Here is an 18,208-nt window from a genome sequence, read left to right as displayed (position 1 = left end):
CATCCCGTCGAGGGTCTGTACTCGGCATGAAGTGGAGATTCTGACTTGACTGACAATATTGCTCTCGCACCCGCGTATGTCCTGTCGCGCGAAATCGCGGCACGGCGTCTGTCGCCTGTGGACTTGATGGATGCCCTTCTCGCGCGTATCGCAACGCACAACCCGAAACTGCACGCTTTCGTGGAGGTCTATGAACCAGAGGCGAGACTCGCCGCCGAAGCAGCGGATAAGGCGATTCGTTCGGGCCATGCCGTGGGCCCCTGGCACGGTATCCCGGTGGGCATCAAAGACATCATCGACATCGAAGGACGGATCACGACAGGCGGCTCCGCGAGCCGGCTCGATCATCGCGCGACGGCGACCGCAACGGTCGTGCGTCGCCTGGTGAGCCAAGGGATGATCGTGCTCGGCAAAACGCACACGGTGGAATTCGCTTGTGGCGCGTGGGGGATGAACCAGCATCGCGGCACACCGTGGAATCCGTGGGACGCTGAAGTGCCGCGCACGCCAGGAGGCTCGAGCAGCGGCTCCGGCGTCGCCGTCGCGGCACGCCTCGCGCCTTGGGCACTGGGCACCGATACCGGATGTTCGATTCGCCAGCCCGCTGCGTGGTGCGGCATTACCGGGCTGAAAACGTCGATGGGCCGAATCAGCACAAATGGCATCCTGCCGCTCAGCCCCACCCTTGATACGCCCGGTCCGATGGCCCGTACAGTTCGGGACGTGGCACTGCTTTTCGATCTTCTGCAGGGCCCCGACCCGCTCGATCCTCGCACGCGCGGCCACCTGCCGGCCGATCCCCTCTCGACGCTGGAGCATGGCGTCCGCGGTCTGCGGCTCGCACGCCTGCCGTCCGAGGAAAGGGCAGGTGTGGCGGCCGATGTGCTGGACGCTTACGACCGCTCACTTACGGTACTGAGCGGGCTCGGCGCGGAGATCGTCGATATCGCTCTGCCGTTTAGTCTCGTTGAATTCATTTCAATGACCAGCATCACGATGGCGGAGGCTTATTTCACCCACAGTCATGTCGTCGAGGATCCGCGCCAGCCGCTCGACGAAGTGGTCCGCTCTCGCATCCTTGCTGCATCCCGCATCTCGGCTCAGGATTATCTGGCAACGCTGCAACGCCGGGACCAGATGAAGCAGGCGATGAAAACCGCGATGGCAGGGGTGGACGCGTTCTTGACCCCGACAGCGGAGACGGCGGCCATACCGCTCAACGAGGTGGATCAAAACGGGCAACCGACCCGCCTCACGCGCTTCGTCAATCTTCTCGATATGTGCGCGCTTTCCCTGCCGAACGGCTTCACTGCCGAGCGTTTGCCGAGCTCGCTGCAAATCGTTTGCCGTGAATATGAAGAATCGCTGGCGCTGCGTATCGGCCAGGCCTATCAGCAGGCAACGGATTGGCATGAGCGGATGCCGCCCGCTGTCGGGCAATGAGCAGCGAGCGCTAGTTCAGCCACTGGTCACCGTGGCTTGTTGCACCTGGTATTTGAAATCGCGGGCGAACGAAAAAAATCAGGCCAGCCTGAACACATCGACAAAACCGTGCAGGTTACGGGATTGCTCGTCGAGCGCCTGAGCGGCGGCAGTCGCCTGCTCGACGAGCGCGGCGTTTTGCTGCGTGATGGAATCCATCTGGCTGACGGCGGTATCAACCTGTTCGATGCCGGAACGCTGCTCTTCCGCAGCGGCTGCGATTTCATTGACAATATCGGTGACCTGACGCACGGCATGCAGGACTTCCTGCATCGTCTTGCCCGCGTCCGCCACGAGTTCAGTGCCGACCGTCACGGTCTGTACCGATTCGGCGATCAGATCCTTGATCTCCTTGGCCGCCGACGAAGAGCGTTGCGCGAGACTGCGCACTTCCGAGGCGACCACCGCGAAACCGCGTCCCTGCTCGCCCGCGCGCGCGGCTTCAACGGCCGCGTTCAGTGCAAGAATATTGGTCTGAAAGGCGATGCCTTCGATGATCCCCGTGATGTCGGCGATCTTGCGGGAACTCGCGTCGATGCTGCCCATGGTGCCGACCACACGTTCGACCACTTCACTACCGCGGGTGGCGACCAGCGAGGCGCTATCGGCGAGCGAACTCGCCGTGCGAGCGCTATCTGCGTTCTGCTTCACCGTTGCCGTCAATTCGCTCATGCTGGCTGCGGTTTCCTCGATCGATGCCGCCTGCTCTTCGGTGCGTGAAGACAAGTCCATCGTGCCCGAAGCGATTTGCGCCGTTGCGCTCGCAATCGATTCGCTACTGCCGCGCACGGCTCGCACAGTCCTGGCGAGACTCGTCTGCATCTTCTCCACGCCGCGCAGCAGCGTGCCCATTTCATCCTCTTTGGCGATTTCGACGCGACGGGTCAAATCGCCCTCTGCGATCGCATCGAAATGTTCGAGCGCCTGGTTCAGCGGACTCATGATCGCGCGGCGCAGTGCGACCCAACTCAGACCGGCGGACACGACGCCGACCACGATCATCAGAATCGACAGCGTAATGAACGTGTGAAAGCTCGACTCCGCCGCCTCGTAATTTCTCTTGGCATTGGTGTACAGCGTCAGCTTGACTTTCTGGTTCGCAATGTTCATGTCGTTGAAGAGATCACCCAATTGCGTCATTGTGATCTTGTCGGCCAGGACATGGTCATTCGCCTGGATCGCATCGATGAATGCGGAAATACCACCTCGCATGGCCTTGCGCCGCTCGCTCGCATCATCGATCACGCTTGCCTCGTCGGCTTCGTGCGCCTGTGCGACGAACTTCTGCCACCATTGCTCCGACTCGTTGAAATAGCCGTTGGCACGTTCGATCAGGCCGGCATCCTTCGGATCATCCGGATGCAAGGCGACGCGGTCCAGCACGAGGCGAGTACGGGCAATATAAATTTCCGCGTTGCCGATGTTCGTCGCGGCGGTCAGCTTGTTCTCATAAGTATTCTGGTTCGCGCGATTGGCCCGGCTGGTGCCGAGCAAACCCAGAACACCGATCGCCACCATCAAGACAGCAAGAAACCCCATCGTCAAGCCAATACGCACCTGCAGCGAAATCACTGCTTTCCCCGCTTTCATTTTTCTTCCCCAAAGACGCCGCTGTGCAGATCACAGCCGTTCATGCTTGCTTACGGCAAGTACTTAAATAGGTTTAGAGACGATCGCAATCGTCTGCATAATTTCCCGAGTGCTAACTTGTGGAAAGGAGATTGGCTACCTGGTCGTGAACTGAAGTGAAACGTTGCAGGTAACGCACCGAGCTGAAACGGCGCTTCATTTTGTCACGGCGGCTCTGGTGTAAATAGCGAAGGTGACTCGGTCAGAAGTTGCGGGGACCAATGGACTGATGAGTGGTAATGCGCAAGAAGCGTGTGGATGGGTTGTTCGATGGGCGGCATTTTGATCGCGATACCACATTACGTGACTCAATAAGGCATCCTGCCTATTATAAAATCATCGGCCCACGACCCTTTTTCACCTGAGCCTTCAAAACGAACGTCCCGACAACCGAGGAAAACCGGGTGCGAAGTCTATCTGCAATTTCACATCTATAGTTCAGATGAATTTAACCTCGTCTTAATTTTTATTTATCAATGAACGGCCTTGGATCGCGGGTTTTCGTGGCGTTGGCCACCGCGCTTATACCTCCGTATAAGCAAATTACGCTAACGCGGCATTGGCATATCCCACCGTAGAGTAGATTCGCGCTCCGGCAAAACCTACTCTTCTCTCACTCAGACAGAACCAGCGAGCGGGTTGTCTTCGGATTGCGGTCGTCACAGGCCGTGGTAGTCACACTTCCCCGCATCCAACTCAACACCCGTCGCTACGACGGACCGTTGTCGGAACGCAGCAAGAACCGACTACTGTGCAAACTCGAGTGCGGCAGGAGAACCGAATGACCCTCGAATTTTTAAGCCATCAATTCATTTTCGACCAGGCGGTCCGGCATCTTTTTCAGCAGCGTGGAACAGCGCTCCTGCCGCGCGGCGGTGGCGCGTATCGCGGGTACTGCGGCGGCTGTCCGATCGGCAACTTCATCAAGCCACGCGACTACATGACAGCAATGGAAGGGGTGCCGATTCACTATGTCAGCAAGCAAAAGAACGAAGTGCCGGCCTATATGGATGTGGGCGTCGCCGCGCTGAAAAGAGCGCTACTGCGTTCGAAAATCAACGTATACGACCCGCAGACGGTCAGCCTGCTGAGCTGCCTGCAAAACGTGCATGACGTCTTCGGCTTCTGGGAATGGGGCGACAGGCTGCAATCGATCGCGCGCCAATTCGGCCTCAACGCCGACCGACTCACGAACGCCGCGTGAGCCCGCCATGCCGATGAGGTTGGCCGGAGTAAGTGGAACCAGGGGTACCTGCACGAAGGAATTTTTTGAAAGAAAGCCGCTAGCATTCATGCAGCGTTTCTATTGCACAGGCTTGAGCACACGCCGCCCAGTGACGTTATGATTGCGCCTGCAGTACCTTGCCAATCCACTGGAGTACGTCATGCCGGAAGTCGTTGTTTACGCAGTAGCAGGGCGCTCACCCGAGCAAAAGAAAGCACTGATGACGGGGATTACCAAAGCTGTGGTTGACAGCCTCGGTGTCCTCGCTGAACAGGTTGTCGTGCAGATCGTGGAGTCTCCAGCAGACTCCAAGTCAAAAGGCGGCATTCCGTTCAGCGAGCGCCAGCGCACGGCTTGAACCCGCATCAATCTGCATCGTGACCGCCCGGTGTGCGTAGCGCCGCCGACCGGGCGCGAAAGTAATCCGCCGGCGCGCTCAGGTTGCGACCGCGGCAGTCGTATCGACGTAGAGCGCGTACAGTGACTGCCCGGCCGCCATGAACAACCGGTTGTGTGCTGCTCCGCCGAAGCAGACGTTCGCACAGCGTTCGGGCAGAGCGATGCGGCCAATCGCGCTGCCGTCCGGCGCGAATACCATCACACCGTTCAACCCCGGTCCGGTGCCCCAACCGGCCCACAGGTTACCGTCCGTGTCGCAACGGAAACCGTCTGGCGCGCCGTTCTCGCCCGCATCGACGAACACGCGTCCGTGCACGAGGCGCCGACCGTCCTCGACATCGTACACACGGATGCGCCTTGGCTTCGAGCCCGATTCGACGATGTAGAGGCGGCGTTCGTCGGGCGAGAAGCAGATGCCGTTCGGATTGACGATGTCGTCGGCGACCACCTCCGCCCGGCCGGTGGCCGGGTCGAGGCGGTAGACGTTGGTCGGCAGTTCGGGCTCGCCTTTGACACCCTCATAATTGTTAGAGATGCCGAACGGCGGATCAGTGAACCAGACGCTGTCGTCGCTCTTCACGACCACGTCGTTCGGCGAGTTCAGCTGCTTGCCGTCGAAGCGGTCGAGCAGCACGGTCAGCGTGCCGTTGTACTCGGTGCGCGTCACGCGCCGGTTGCCGTGCTCGCAGGTGATGAGCCGCCCCTGGTGGTCCCGTGTATTGCCATTCGCGTACCCCGAGGGTTTGCGAAATACCGAGGTTGCGCCGGATTCCTCGTCCCACCGCATGATGCGGTTATTCGGAATGTCGCTCCACAGCAGGAAGCGGCCGTCGCCGAACCACACTGGTCCTTCGCCAAAGCGCATGCCGGTCGCAAGCCGCTCGACCGCCGCGTTCGTGATGCGATATTTCAGGAAGCGCGGATCGAGCACTTCCACTGCGGGATCGGGATAGGTTTCACTTTGTTGCCACATAGCGCTGACCCTTGAGTCAACGGGGCTGCTTGATGAACGCTTCGAATGCCGTGGCGTAATCCGGATGCCAGCGCGACAACGCGGGCCGGTTCTCGACGATATCGCCCGCCGCCCATTGAATGCGCAATTCGTCGAGCGAGCGCGGCACGTCGTTGTCGGGACACAGTATGTAGAAGTCGCCTGCTTCGAGACGCTCGAACATGAAATCGACGGTCTGCTCGGGCGTCCATGCGGCGACGGGTTTCTCCACGCGGCCGTGCCGTGTCAGTTCCGTGAACACGAAGCCAGGAATCAGCAGATGAGCGCTGATGCGGCAGTCGGCGGTGTTGCGCAGTTCATGCTGCAACGCTTCGGTGAACGCTTTCAGACCGGCTTTCGCAACGTTGTATGCGGGGTCGCCCGGCGGCGTCGTGATGCCTTGCTTTGAACCGGTGTTGATCACGAGTCCCGGACGGCCGCGCTTGATCATGTCCGGCACGAAGACCTGCGTGCCGTGAATCACACCCCACAAGTTGACACCCAGCACGCGTTCCCAGTTCGCGGTTGGGCCGAATATCCCGCTACCGGGCTGAATGCCGGCATTGTTCATCAATACATCTGTTCCGCCGAAACGTTCGACAACGGTTGCGTGCAGACGGCGAACTTCGTCGACGACACTGACGTCGGTCTCAACCGCGAAGACGTCTTGCGTGCCGTTTGCGCTCAGCGCGGCGACTTCTTCCACCGCCCGCGCGACGCGCTCGGCGCCGAGGTCGGCAATGCAGATGCGCAGCCCAAGCTGCGCAAAACGTTTGGCAGCAGCCAGGCCGATGCCGGCGGCGCCGCCGGTGATCACGGCGACGGCACCCGGGGTCAGGGCAGAATGAGTCATCAGAATCCTCGTTGATGCGTGCCGGAATCACGACGCCAACCGGCGACTACGATCCCGATCCGTTGGAACAGTGAGCCGATGATCCTAGCATGAACTTTTTTTTTTGACCGACAGGGTTCCCGTTGGTCAGTGATCCGAAGCATGGTGTCATATCGCCGCGCGCTGCCAGTCGAGCGTCAGGTCGCCACCGCGGGCAATTTGAGCAAGTCCAGAAAAGCACGAGTGACGGGTATGAGCGGTTCTCCCGCGCTTCCCTTAAAAACCGCCGCGAGTTCCCAACAAGGTTCATCGGCTTCGCACAGGCTTGCCGTTGCGACCGGCGCCCCGCGCGTGTTGCTCCCCCTCGCGGCGGCCACGGATTCGGGCACCATGCTGATCGCAAGCCCGTGTGCGGCCAGTTCAAGCAACATTGGCATGTCGTTGACCTCGAAGCTGGTCCGGCGCTGCAACCCTGCCGCCGCAAAGCTCCGATCGACGAGCCGCCTGACGCTCCACTCCGGGCGCAGGTCGGCGAATGTTTCGTCGACGAGATCGGCCAGCTCCAGTCCACTGGCACCCGCAAGCCGATGATGTGCCGCGCAGACGACGACCATTCCTTCGCATGCGAACATGTGCGATCCAAGATCGTCGAGCGGCGCATCCGGTGGCTGAGTGAACGCGAGGTCGAGGCGCCCTTCCCTGACCTCGTCAATCAACGCGCGCGAGCCGTCCAGTGTCAATTCAATGTCGATCCCACTAAACAGGGCCCGAAACTGTCCCAGCGTAGCAGGCAGGTCGACGAAAGGCGCGAGACCGTGAATCGCACCGATACTCAGCCGGCCGCGTGCGAGCCCGTGAACCTGCGTGACGGCGTGCCGCGCGTCGCGAGCGGCAGCCAGAACCCGCTGCGCCTCTGCGAACAGCACTTCGCCGGCCGGCGTCAAGGCGACTCGCCTTGTGCTGCGATTGAACAACGGTCCGCCCAAATCCTCTTCCAGCAGGCGGATCGATGCAGACAATCCGGACTGCACGAGGTTGAGGCGCCGCGCCGCGCGCGTGAAATGCCGCTCTTCCGCGACCGCTACGAAATGTTCCAGTTGCTTCAAATCCACGTTGGCACTCTTTCTGCAGAGACGATTAATCACGAAAACCGCACAATTGGATCACATCTTTCTATTGGAATGGTAATTCAATCTCCGCTATCGTCCGACGTCTGGTGACATCAAGATGCCGGGCACGAAATGCGGGCGCAATGGGCCTCAACGACTGCACGCCAGTTGTGAATCCTCGCAACATACATGGAGATTGCTTCATCATGGACTACCGTCAACTGGGCCGATCAGGCCTCAAGGTGTCGACCATCACGCTAGGTACGATGACGATGGGCGGCAAAGGCAAATTCGCGAGCGTCGGCGAGGTGGGTCTCGACGAGGCGCGCCGGCAGATCGACATGTGCATCGACGCGGGCGTCAACCTGATCGACACCGCGGACGTCTATTCGAACGGTGCGTCGGAAGAAATCGTCGGCGAGGCGCTCGGCGGCAAGCGCAAAGGCGGCGTGCTGATTGCGACGAAAGCCCGCTTTCCCATGGGTGACGGCCCGAACGACCGGGGTCTGTCACGACATCATTTGATAGAAGCCTGCGAGGCGAGCCTGCGCCGTCTCAAAACCGATGTGATCGATCTCTACCAGGTGCACGAATGGGATGGACTCACACCGCTCGAAGAAACACTTGAAGCGCTCGACCTGCTTGTCCGGCATGGCAAGGTCCGGTACGTCGGCTGCTCGAACTACTCAGGCTGGCATCTGATGAAGGCGTTGCATGTCAGCGAGCGCGATCGCCTGCCGCGCTTCGTGAGCCAACAGATCCATTACACGCTTGAAGCACGCGAAGCGGAATACGAACTCGCGCCGATCTCGCTCGATCAAGGCCTGGGCATTCTCGTCTGGAGCCCGCTCGCGGGCGGCCTGCTATCGGGGAAGCACCGCCGCGACACGACGCCCGAGGGCACGCGTCAGCTCGCCGGCTGGACGGAGCCGCCGATCCGCGACGCCGAACGACTGTGGTCGATCGTCGACACGCTTGTCGAGATCGCCAGCGAGCAGAACGTCTCGGCCGCTCAGGTCGCGCTTGCGTGGACGCTGGGGCGCCCCGCCGTCACCTCCATCATCATCGGCGGGCGCAACGAGAAGCAACTGCTCGACAACCTCGGCGCGGCGAATCTCAGGCTGAGCGCCGAACAGCGCGAGCGGCTCGACAAGGTGAGCGCACCGCCCCTGCTGTACCCGTACTGGCATCAGGCGCGGACCGCGCATGATCGTCTTTCCGTTGCAGACCTGTCGCTGCTGGGACCTCATCTCACGGCGTAGGGTGTGATGCGGCCGGCATCGACTCCCGGCCGCTCTGAAAGATTGCCCGTCATCCACAGACGTCTACCCTGGCCGGATCGCAGTCATCCCATCGCGAAGTCGACTCGCGCTCGCAGTGACTTCACTTGACTGTAGCGCGCCGTCACGAGCCTGCTGTGCAAGAAAGCCGATGGAGGCCTCTTCACGCCCCGCGTCACGCAATCCGCGATCGACATTGTGCGCTGCCTACCGACCGGTGGCAGCAGCGTCTCGCTCGCCTTCAAATCAACAACGTAACACCGAATCACCATGAAAAAACTTAGAACGGCCATCGTCGGTTGCGGAAAGGTCGGTCATTTCCATGCCCGGGCGCTCTCCAGACTGGAGGACTCAGACTTCGTCGCGGTATGCAGCACCTCTCTCGATCGAGCAAAAGCCTTCGGCAAACAATACGGCGTGCACGCGTTCGACAGCGTCGAAGAAATGGTGGAAGCCGCGCAGGTCGACGTCGTATGCATCTGCACTCCGCACCCTCAGCACGCTTCCGTTGCGATCGCCGCCTTGAAAAGCGGCAGTCACGTTCTCATAGAAAAGCCCCTCGCTTCTTCGCTCGAAGACTGCGACGCCATCCTTTCGTGCGCCGAAGAACACCGGCGTACGGTCGGCGTCGTGTGCCAGCGGCGCTTTTATCCGTCCGCGATGCGAATCAAGCGGGCCATCGATGCGGGCAAGATCGGCCGCCCTGCCATCGGCAACGTCGTCATGCTCGGATGGCGCGACCGTCAGTATTACGAAAGCGATCCCTGGCGTGGCTCGTGGGCTGGCGAAGGAGGCGGCGTACTCGTGAACCAGGCCCCTCATCAGCTCGATCTGCTGCTCTGGTATATGGGCGATATCGATGAGATCTACGGCGTGTGGAAGAACGTCAACCACGACTACATCGAGGTTGAAGACACCGCGGCGGCGATCATCAAGTTCAAAAGCGGCGCGATTGCCAACATTCTGGTCAGCAATTCACAGAATCCTGCTTTGTACGGGAAGGTCCATGTTCACGGAGATAACGGCGCGTCGGTCGGCGTGCAGACGGACGGCGGCGCGATGTTCATCGCCGGCGTCTCGACCATCACCGAACCGCCTTACAACGATATCTGGACGATCAAAGGCGAAGAAGAAATGCTCGCCGAATGGAGAAAAGCGGATGCGGAGCATTTCAATTCCGCGGATTCCCTGTACTTCTATCACGAGCAGCAAATAGATGATTTCCTGACTGCCGTCAGCAACGGCACGAAGCCATTGATCGACGGACTCGACGGCCGGAAGACCGTAGAGCTGTTCACGGCCATCTATCGCAGCACGCAGAGCAATGCGGTTGTAAAACTCCCACTCTGAGCGGGACGACGAGTCGCCGGTGTTCCGGCGGGCAATGCATGTTTGGACGGTCATCCAGACAGCTTCTTGAATGCAAAATCATGAAAACAACAAAAACCCGCTATTTCATTGTCTTTTTACTGTTTGTAGTCACGGCCATCAACTACATGGATCGCGCGAACCTCTCGATCGCGGGCAGCAGGATCCAGGGGGAATTCAGTCTTTCGCCGACCCAGCTCGGCTTACTCTTTTCGATGTTCACATGGACGTATGCGGCCGCTCAGCTTCCCGTCGGGTATCTCCTTGATCGAATCGGATCGAGGGTTCTCTACGGCAGTGCCATCGTCGTCTGGAGCACATGTACGTTCGCGATGGGCTTTGCTTCGCATCATCTTTTCGCGACCCTGGGTGCCTCGTTCGCGGTGCTGCTGGTCTGCCGCGCCCTGATCGGCCTCGCTGAAGCACCGTCGTACCTTTCGAATACGAAAATCGTCGCGAACTGGTTTCCGAAGAACGAACGCGCACGGGCGACGGCGACCTATATCAGTTCGCAATACATCGGCCTCGCATTGTTCACGCCCGTCCTGACTTTTCTGACGAGCCGTTATGGCTGGCAAATGGTGTTCTATGCAACGGGTGGCGTGGGGATCGTGTTTGGGATCTACTGGCTGATCGTTTATCGCGACCCCAAAGACAGCAGGAAAACCGCTCAGGCCGAGCTCGATCTCATCAAGGCCGGCGGTGGCTACGGATCTCAGGATCAATCCACGGTCAGCACCGTGGTCGACAAAGACGACATCCTGTACTTCCTCAAGAATAAAACTGTCTGGGGCCTATTCATCACCCAGTTCGCCTACAACTCGACGCTGATCTTCTTCATGACATGGTTCATCGTCTACCTCGAAAAGGCCTTGAATCTCACACTTTCCAAAGCGGGACTGGGCGCCTCCATTCCCTATCTGATGGCCATGTTCGGCATGCTGGCGGGCGGCTTCCTCAGTGACAGCCTCCTGAAAAGGGGTAAATCGGTCACGTTCGCGCGCAAGCTGCCGGTGATCGTTGGCCTCGCGTTGACGGCCATGATCGTCGCGGTCAATTTTTTCGAGAACCAACCCGTCATCGCAATCGGAATCCTTTCGCTGGCCTTTTTTGGAAACAACGTCGCGAACCTCGGCTGGGTGGTATTTACAGACGTCATTCCTCGCAATTTCATCGGGACGATGGGCGGCTTCCTGAATCTGTTCGGCAATTTGTCCGGCATTACCACGCCGATCGTTTTCGGCATGATCCTGCAGCGCACGCATAACTTCCACTATGCGATGTGGTACGTCTCGATCGTCGCCGTTCTGGGCATCCTTTCGTATATCTTCCTCGTCGGCAAAATCGAAATGATCGTGCCCCCGAAGAAGCGTGAGCGGGACACGTACCGGGTCATGCAGTCGAACTAGGCTCAACTACGAGGAGGGGTTCGGCAATCCGGTGCTCGTGAATTCTTTCACCCGGCCGGCGCGATCTACTGCGCGGGCTCTCTAATGCATCGATTGGTAGGCCAATTTTTTGGACCCACCGTGATACCGCAACGGTGCTTGCGTCGGATCAAGCCGGATCGCCTCCTCGTATTCCGCACTTGCGTCAGATGTATTTCCCTCCCTCGACAAAGCGATACTCAGGTTCCTGTGGGTGACAGCTACGTTAGGCGCGAGCCTGATTGCCTGCCGATACTCGACAACCGCTTCGGCAAATTTGAGCTGCCTGGCGAGGAGATTCCCGAACCCATTGTGTGGCCGGTAATCGCTCGGATCGAGCCGCATGGCCGTACGATATTCCGCTGCTGCCTCGTCTTGCCTGCCCTCTTTGGCAAAGACATTCCCCAGACCGTTGTGCGGCAGATCAAAGTTCGGATCTAGCCTGAGCGCCTCGCGGTATTCTCTAACCGCCTCTTCGTACTTGCCCTCCTTGTCTAAGAGGTTGGCCAGACCGTTGTGTGGCTGCGCTCGCTTTGCGTCCAGTTGGATTGCCTGACGGTATTCGTCAGCGGCTTCTCTATCCTTGCCCTGTGCGTCCAGCGCGTTAGCGAGACCGTTATGCGGCAAAGAGAATTTCGGGTTCAGCCTTATCGCCTCACGATATTCGACGATGGCGTCGTCCATCTCGCCCAGATCGCTCAAGAGGTTGCCGAGGTTGTTGTGAGGGTCGGCAGAGTTGCGGGCCAGCCGCATCGCTGTTCGGTATTCGGCAGTCGCCTCGTCGTCTTTGCCCTGTAATGCCAACACGTTCCCGAGGCCGTTGTGCGCCTCTGCAAGACTCGGGTTCAGCCGTATCGCCTCGCGATATTCACGCCCCGCGTCATCCGTCCTGCCCATGGTCAGCCAGAGGACGCCGAGGTTGTTATGCGGCTCGGGATATCTGGGATTGAGCCGAATGGCCTCGAGGTACGCAGCGGCGGCAGCATCCTGCTTGCCAAGGTTGTCCCAAACGACGCCCAGACCGTTACGCGGATGAGGGTTCCTCGGATCGAGGCGGATCGCCTCACGGTATTCGGCGATAGCTGCGTCTTCGTTGCCCTGCCTGTCATAGACGGTTCCGAGGTTGAAGTGCGCCCCGCCGTAGGTTGGATCAAGCCGCGCCGCCTCGTGATACTCGGCCAGCGCTTCCCCTTGCTTCCCCTGTTTATCAAGGACTGCGCCGAGGCCGTTGTGTGCCTGCGCACTCGCCGGCGCAAGTCTTAGCGCAGTGTTGTATTCGGCTAGCGCCTCCTCTTCCTTACCCTGCCGGTCCAACAGGTCGCCGAGGTCGCTATGAGGCGTGGCGTCCTTGGGATCCAGCCAGACTGCCTCGCGGTACTCCGCGATCGCCGCTTCTTCGTTGCCCTGCGAGTCCAGAGCATTGCCAAGGTTAGTATGCGGTTCCGCATCCTTCGGGCTGAGCCGGATCGCTTTTCGGTACTCGGTCGCTGCGTCAGCATCTCTACCCAGCGCGTGCCAGACGATGCCGAGACCGACGTGGGGCGACGCATACCTCGCATCGAGTCGTATTGCCTCGCGGTATTCGGCGATGGCGGCGTCGTGTTTGCCCTGTTTCGTAAAAACCGCGCCCAGCGCGTTGTGCGGCGGCGCAAACGTAGGATCGAGCGCGATTGCCTCACGATATTCCGCGACCGCGGAGCCGTCGTTACCCAATGCGTGCCAGACCTCGCCGAGGCCTAAATGCGCCTCCTCATATTTCCTGTCGATTCTGATTGCTTCGCGAAACTCGGCTATCGCGTCAGCCAACCGGTCTCTGCTCCCAGGTTGATCATCAACTTTCGCCGATGGAACGTAACGTGACTGGGCTATGGATCCTTTGAGCGTGTGAGCCATTGCAACGACTTTGTCGCCAGATGGAGAGTTGGCGATGATCCGGTCCGCGGCTGCATCAGCGCGCTCAAGCTCGTCTCGATCGAACAGCGCTACCGCAGCAACGAACGGCTGCGTATCCGCGACAACTTCGAATGCGCCTTTGTCGACGAGTTCGTTGACTGCGTTCGTTCCGGTGGCAGTACCGGAAAACACCAGCCGTCCGTTTACGCGCAAGCGCATCGCTACCACTTCCCCAGATTGGGTGAGTTCCCCCGACACCTCGTGCTGCCAGCTCGCCGGCAACATGCCGCGAATCGTGGTGGCCACATTTTCGACAGAGATACCCGCGGTAGGGATCGTGATGTTCGGCGGCTCCTGCGGGAGTGGCAAAGCCGTCTTTGCCACTCTCGGATAAGTGCGTTCGTAAATCGCATTGATCGCATCGCGAAGACGTTGCGTGGCGACGACGGAACTGAAGCCATCGTCATTCAACGTTTTGGGTACGGGGATAGCTTGCAAGTTAATGCTATGGCCACGAAACGTAGCCGCAATGGCTAACGCAATAAACCATCCGGCAAATGCCAATGTTGAAAGCGTCGTTGTGGCCGCCACAATTCGCCTGGCCCAACGCGTAATACGTTGCCACCGCAGACGCGCTTTGCTTCCCGCGTTTTCCGGTTTTGGTGATGGGTGCTCCGTCGACTGCACCGTGGTTGAGGAAGCGCTGTCGTTCGTGTGCTCCGACATTGGCGTCACCTCCGCGGTTGTCATTCGATGACAGCACGTTACACCCGAATTCCGGCACGGCCACCGTGCTAGCTTTTGTCTGGACTGGCCGCAGGCAGATGAACTACGTGATAAGGAGCAGGAATTTACCTGGTCGACAAGACGGCAGTGGCGCCTCTAAACGGTAAAACGATCGATCGGGCGAAATTCTTAGCCGTGCTTTCCGGGATCGATCGAGGTCGTATGTAGGCGCGTATGAAGATGCCAGGGCCAACGCCGGCATTTAGGCAGCAAACTCCCCTTACCGATTCGTTTCGGTCTGAGGTCGACTGGAAGACGCCACAATCGAACGGAGGAGTTACGCTGCCCGAGCGTCTGCAGAACTGGTTTCGACCTGTGAGGGGGACGGCGGCCGTTCTTGACCGTTAGTTGCGTTGAATAAATCAAGCATCGTGTGTCCGAGGTGAGCTTTTACAGGAGTGATTGAGCGCGAAATACTGCTGGCTCGATTCGAAGCGCAGGAGAGATATCAGTGCGCATTTGGTATGGAGAAATCCAAGGCGATCTCCCTCTCGGCATATCAGGCGATCGGGGCGTTCTCACACGCCCTTGACCCGTCGCTGTCGTTCGGATGCAACTTGCGAGCGTCCAGTTCCGACTAAGGAACGGACGCTCTTTAGCCCCAGTATTCAGGCCGCTGAGCCCGCACAATGCTCAACCAAAGGAAACACCACGTTACGTGATGGCCCCAATCTGCCAGGGCACGAATTCATTCTGGCCGTATCCGTGAATCTCGCTTTTCGATGCCTGGCCCGACGCGGTTGCAAGCATGAGCTGGAAGATCTCTTCACCGAGTTCGTCGACCGTTCGTTCGCCGTCGAGAATCGACCCGCAATTCAGGTCGATGTCCTCTTCCTGGCGTTGCCACAAAGCGGTATTGGTTCCCAGTTTCAACGATGGCGACGGCGCACAACCATAGGCGGACCCGCGACCGGTTGTAAAGCAGATCAGGTTGGCCCCACCCGCGACCTGTCCGGTCGCCGAAACCGGATCGTAGCCCGGCGTATCCATGAAAACGAGACCGTGTGCGCGGACCAATTCAGCATACCGGTACACGTCGACGAGATTGGTCGTGCCGCCTTTCGCCACGGCGCCAAGCGACTTTTCGAGGATCGTTGTCAGCCCACCAGCCTTGTTCCCGGCCGACGGATTGTTGTTCAGATCAGCATTCATGCGCGCGCAGTAAGCTTCCCACCAATGAATCCGTTCGATGAGCTTTTCGCCGACTTCACGTGACACGGCCCGCCGCGTCAACAGATGTTCGGCGCCGTAGACCTCGGGGGTTTCGGAGAGAATCGCCGTTCCACCATGCAACACCAGACGATCGACCGCCGCGCCGAGTGCCGGATTGGCGGTAATGCCGGAGTAGCCATCTGAGCCGCCGCATTGCAAGCCGATCACCAGATGCTTCGCGTCGACGGGCTCGCGTCTTACGTTGTTCGCTTCCGCAAGCATCGCCTTGACCTGTTCGATGCCCGCCGCCACCGTGCGCGCCGTGCCGCCGGTCGCCTGAATGGTCATCGTCTTCAGCGCCGCGCCGGGCGTAAGACCCTGGCTTTGCACGAGCCCGTCGATCTGGTTGGTTTCGCAGCCCAGCCCGACGATCAGTACACCGGCGAAATTAGGATGCCGTGCATAACCACCGAGGGTGCGCCGGATCAGTTCCAGCGCTTCGCCTTCGGAATCGATCGCGCAGCCTTGACCGTGCGTCAGCGCGATCACGCCATCAACGTTTGGATAGTCCGCGAGCGCTTGCGGATGAATATCGCGACGAAAGTAATCTGCAATGGCGCGAGCCGCCGTTGCGGAGCAATTGACCGATGTCAGAATGCCGATGTAGTTGCGCGTCGCGACACGTCCATCAGCGCGTACGATGCCCATGAACCGTGCCGCCGCTGCGACCGTCGACGCAGGCTTCGCATCTGCGCCAAAAGCGTAGTCCCGATCGAAGTCGCCCATCGCGAGGTTGTGCGTATGAACGTGCTCGCCGGCTTCGATGACACGTGTTGCAAAGCCGATGATCTGCCCATAGCGCCGCACTGGCGCGCCTGCTTCGACACTGCGGACGGCAAGCTTATGACCCGCCGGGATCAACCCACGCACGGCAAGACTATTGCGGATGCGCATGCCCGCGATAAGCTGGTGCCGCGCGATGACGACATCGTCATCTGGATGCAGTTGCACGATTGGTTCTACGGTTGCCGAAGAATCGTCCATTGTGTTTTCGGCGTCGAATCTCATGACGTAGCCCTCTCGATCTGCGCTGCGCGCACTGCGTCGCCCGTTACGGCATCAAGGCTGAAGAGCGCACTACTGGATGCGCAGGCGCAGCGTCGTTCGCCGATGTATTGATGTCCGAGAATGCTCATGTGAATGTCCGGTTAAATCGTGTTCAGCGTGCCTGCACGTACCTAGCGAAGCGTCGCTTTGGCCGTGCCAATCGGCGCCTCGGTTACGCGGCGTGACTGTAAGCCGATGCTCATAAGCAGCAGCACGCCGACGACGCCCGCAAACGCCAGGATGAACATGCCCGCACGCGGGCTGTTGAAGAGCGTCTCCACCGCCGTCTTTAAAGTCGGCGCGATGAAGCCGCCGAGATTACCGAGCGCGCCGATCATTGCAATACCGCTCGCTGCCGCGGTGCCGCTCAGGTAGGCGGTCGGCAAGGTCCAGAAGAGCGGCTGAACGACAACGAAGCCAACCGTCGCGATACAGAATGCGACAAGCACCGGTGCGATGTGACTGCCGAGCGTCGACAGTGCGATCCCTGCTGCGGCCATCGCCAGCATGGCCACCGCAAGCTGCCGATGCTTTCCTTTCGCGTCCGCGTAGCCGGTGATAAAGCGCAGTGCGATGAGTGCGCACAACCACGGAATCGCGGTCAGAAAACCAACCTTCGAGCCGATAGCGGTACCGGTCAGCTCAGAAATCCGCGTCGGCAGGTAGAAAATAACGCCATATACGCTGACCTGAATGGCGAAATAAATCGCTACGAAGCGAAGCACGTTCCAGTTGCGCAGCGCAGTCAGCGCAGTAGCCGGCCCGTGCGCGACCTTGTCCCGGTCTTCCATTGCAATGGCGTTTTCCAGGGCGTCCTTTTCGGCCGGCGTCAGCCACTTCGCTTGGCGCGGTTTGCTAACCAGATAGAAGAACGCGATGATGCCGACCGTCGACGCAGCGAGACCTTCGATGAGGAACATCCACTGCCAGTTGTGCAGCCCGAGGCGGCCACCCATGACTTCCATCAAATAACCTGACAGCGGGCTACCTAGCACGAGCGCCACTGGCAAACCGAAGTAGTAGATGCCTAGTGCCTTGCCGCGTTCACGCGCGGGAAACCAGTACGTGGAATAGAGGATCACGCCTGGCGAAAAGCCCGCTTCGGCCACACCCAGAATAAAACGCAGCACATAGAACGAGGTCTCGTTGTGTGCAAACATCATGGCGGCCGACGCAAGCCCCCAGGTGACCATGATCCGGCTCAACCAGAGCTTCGCACCCACCCGATGCAGCATCAGATTGCTCGGGATCTCGAACACCGCATAGCCGATGAAAAAGATCCCGGCCCCGAGCGCAAATGCCGCGTTGCCGATGTTCGAATCGACCTGAAGAGCCTGTTTGACGAAGCCGACGTTCGAACGGTCAAGCATCGATAGCGCGAACATCAGCGCGAGGAAGGGCGCGAGGCGCAGGCGCGCCTTGCGCACTGCGCTTTCCAACGGGTCTTGCGTAACGTGTTGAGTCTGCATCTCGTCTGTCTCCATGGGAAGCCGGGTATGCCGGTCTGTTATGGCGGGGTAGAGCGGGT

General features: G+C 59.6%; 13 protein-coding genes. 6 read left to right on the top strand and 7 right to left on the bottom strand.

What is annotated here, in order from left to right:
* Nucleotides 1-45 precede the first annotated feature (45 nt).
* On the top strand, nucleotides 46-1,443 hold the full coding sequence (locus tag PQR53_RS30485) for an amidase (RefSeq protein WP_408462516.1): 1,398 nt from the start codon (nucleotides 46-48) through the stop codon (nucleotides 1,441-1,443).
* 78 nt (nucleotides 1,444-1,521) lie between these two features.
* On the opposite strand, the gene PQR53_RS30480 is transcribed toward PQR53_RS30485, so the two are convergent.
* Complete coding sequence (locus PQR53_RS30480; protein ID WP_408462513.1) at nucleotides 1,522-3,072, bottom strand: methyl-accepting chemotaxis protein; 1,551 nt, start codon at nucleotides 3,070-3,072, stop codon at nucleotides 1,522-1,524.
* 820 nt (nucleotides 3,073-3,892) lie between these two features.
* Between PQR53_RS30480 and PQR53_RS30475 the strand changes: the two genes are divergently transcribed.
* Both PQR53_RS30475 and PQR53_RS30470 read left to right on the top strand, forming a co-directional pair.
* On the top strand, nucleotides 3,893-4,315 hold the full coding sequence (locus PQR53_RS30475; RefSeq protein ID WP_408462510.1) for a hypothetical protein: 423 nt from the start codon (nucleotides 3,893-3,895) through the stop codon (nucleotides 4,313-4,315).
* Between the two features lie 181 nt (nucleotides 4,316-4,496).
* Complete coding sequence (locus PQR53_RS30470) at nucleotides 4,497-4,694, top strand: tautomerase family protein (RefSeq protein ID WP_408462507.1); 198 nt, start codon at nucleotides 4,497-4,499, stop codon at nucleotides 4,692-4,694.
* A gap of 78 nt (nucleotides 4,695-4,772) precedes the next feature.
* Here the strand turns inward: PQR53_RS30470 and PQR53_RS30465 are convergent, their stop codons facing one another.
* The 3 genes from PQR53_RS30465 to PQR53_RS30455 form a co-directional block, all read right to left on the bottom strand.
* The gene (locus PQR53_RS30465) at nucleotides 4,773-5,708 is read right to left on the bottom strand and encodes an SMP-30/gluconolactonase/LRE family protein (RefSeq protein ID WP_408462504.1); all 936 of its coding nucleotides are present in this window, start codon (nucleotides 5,706-5,708) and stop codon (nucleotides 4,773-4,775) included.
* A gap of 16 nt (nucleotides 5,709-5,724) precedes the next feature.
* Complete coding sequence (locus tag PQR53_RS30460; protein ID WP_408462501.1) at nucleotides 5,725-6,579, bottom strand: SDR family NAD(P)-dependent oxidoreductase; 855 nt, start codon at nucleotides 6,577-6,579, stop codon at nucleotides 5,725-5,727.
* A gap of 176 nt (nucleotides 6,580-6,755) precedes the next feature.
* Nucleotides 6,756-7,670, bottom strand: coding sequence for a LysR family transcriptional regulator (locus tag PQR53_RS30455; protein ID WP_408462498.1), 915 nt, complete (start codon nucleotides 7,668-7,670; stop codon nucleotides 6,756-6,758).
* 203 nt (nucleotides 7,671-7,873) lie between these two features.
* On the opposite strand from PQR53_RS30455, the gene PQR53_RS30450 reads away from it, so the two are divergent.
* The 3 genes from PQR53_RS30450 to PQR53_RS30440 all read left to right on the top strand — a co-directional run bounded on the left by PQR53_RS30450 (nucleotide 7,874) and on the right by PQR53_RS30440 (nucleotide 11,724).
* Nucleotides 7,874-8,929: an aldo/keto reductase gene (locus tag PQR53_RS30450; protein WP_408462495.1), complete on the top strand. Its 1,056-nt coding sequence runs from the start codon at nucleotides 7,874-7,876 to the stop codon at nucleotides 8,927-8,929.
* Nucleotides 8,930-9,217: 288 nt separating this feature from the next.
* On the top strand, nucleotides 9,218-10,297 hold the full coding sequence (locus tag PQR53_RS30445; protein WP_408462493.1) for a Gfo/Idh/MocA family protein: 1,080 nt from the start codon (nucleotides 9,218-9,220) through the stop codon (nucleotides 10,295-10,297).
* Between the two features lie 80 nt (nucleotides 10,298-10,377).
* Nucleotides 10,378-11,724 (top strand): MFS transporter, encoded by a 1,347-nt coding sequence (locus PQR53_RS30440; protein WP_408462491.1) that lies wholly within the window; start codon nucleotides 10,378-10,380, stop codon nucleotides 11,722-11,724.
* Nucleotides 11,725-11,805: 81 nt separating this feature from the next.
* Here PQR53_RS30440 and PQR53_RS30435 read toward each other — a convergent pair whose 3' ends face one another.
* From PQR53_RS30435 to PQR53_RS30425, 3 genes are all read right to left on the bottom strand, one after another.
* The gene (locus PQR53_RS30435; RefSeq protein ID WP_408462488.1) at nucleotides 11,806-14,361 is read right to left on the bottom strand and encodes a tetratricopeptide repeat protein; all 2,556 of its coding nucleotides are present in this window, start codon (nucleotides 14,359-14,361) and stop codon (nucleotides 11,806-11,808) included.
* Nucleotides 14,362-15,075: 714 nt separating this feature from the next.
* Nucleotides 15,076-16,617 carry a UxaA family hydrolase gene (locus PQR53_RS30430; protein ID WP_408462486.1) on the bottom strand — a complete coding sequence of 514 codons (1,542 nt, stop codon included), beginning with the start codon at nucleotides 16,615-16,617 and terminating at the stop codon, nucleotides 15,076-15,078.
* A 194-nt stretch (nucleotides 16,618-16,811) separates the two neighbouring features.
* Nucleotides 16,812-18,149, bottom strand: coding sequence for an MFS transporter (locus PQR53_RS30425; protein ID WP_408462484.1), 1,338 nt, complete (start codon nucleotides 18,147-18,149; stop codon nucleotides 16,812-16,814).
* Nucleotides 18,150-18,208 lie beyond the last annotated feature (59 nt).

It is taken from the genome of Paraburkholderia fungorum (genome assembly GCF_046027605.1).
Classification (GTDB): Bacteria; Pseudomonadota; Gammaproteobacteria; order Burkholderiales; family Burkholderiaceae; genus Paraburkholderia; species Paraburkholderia fungorum_F.
This window is presented reverse-complemented; position numbering and strand designations above follow the sequence as displayed.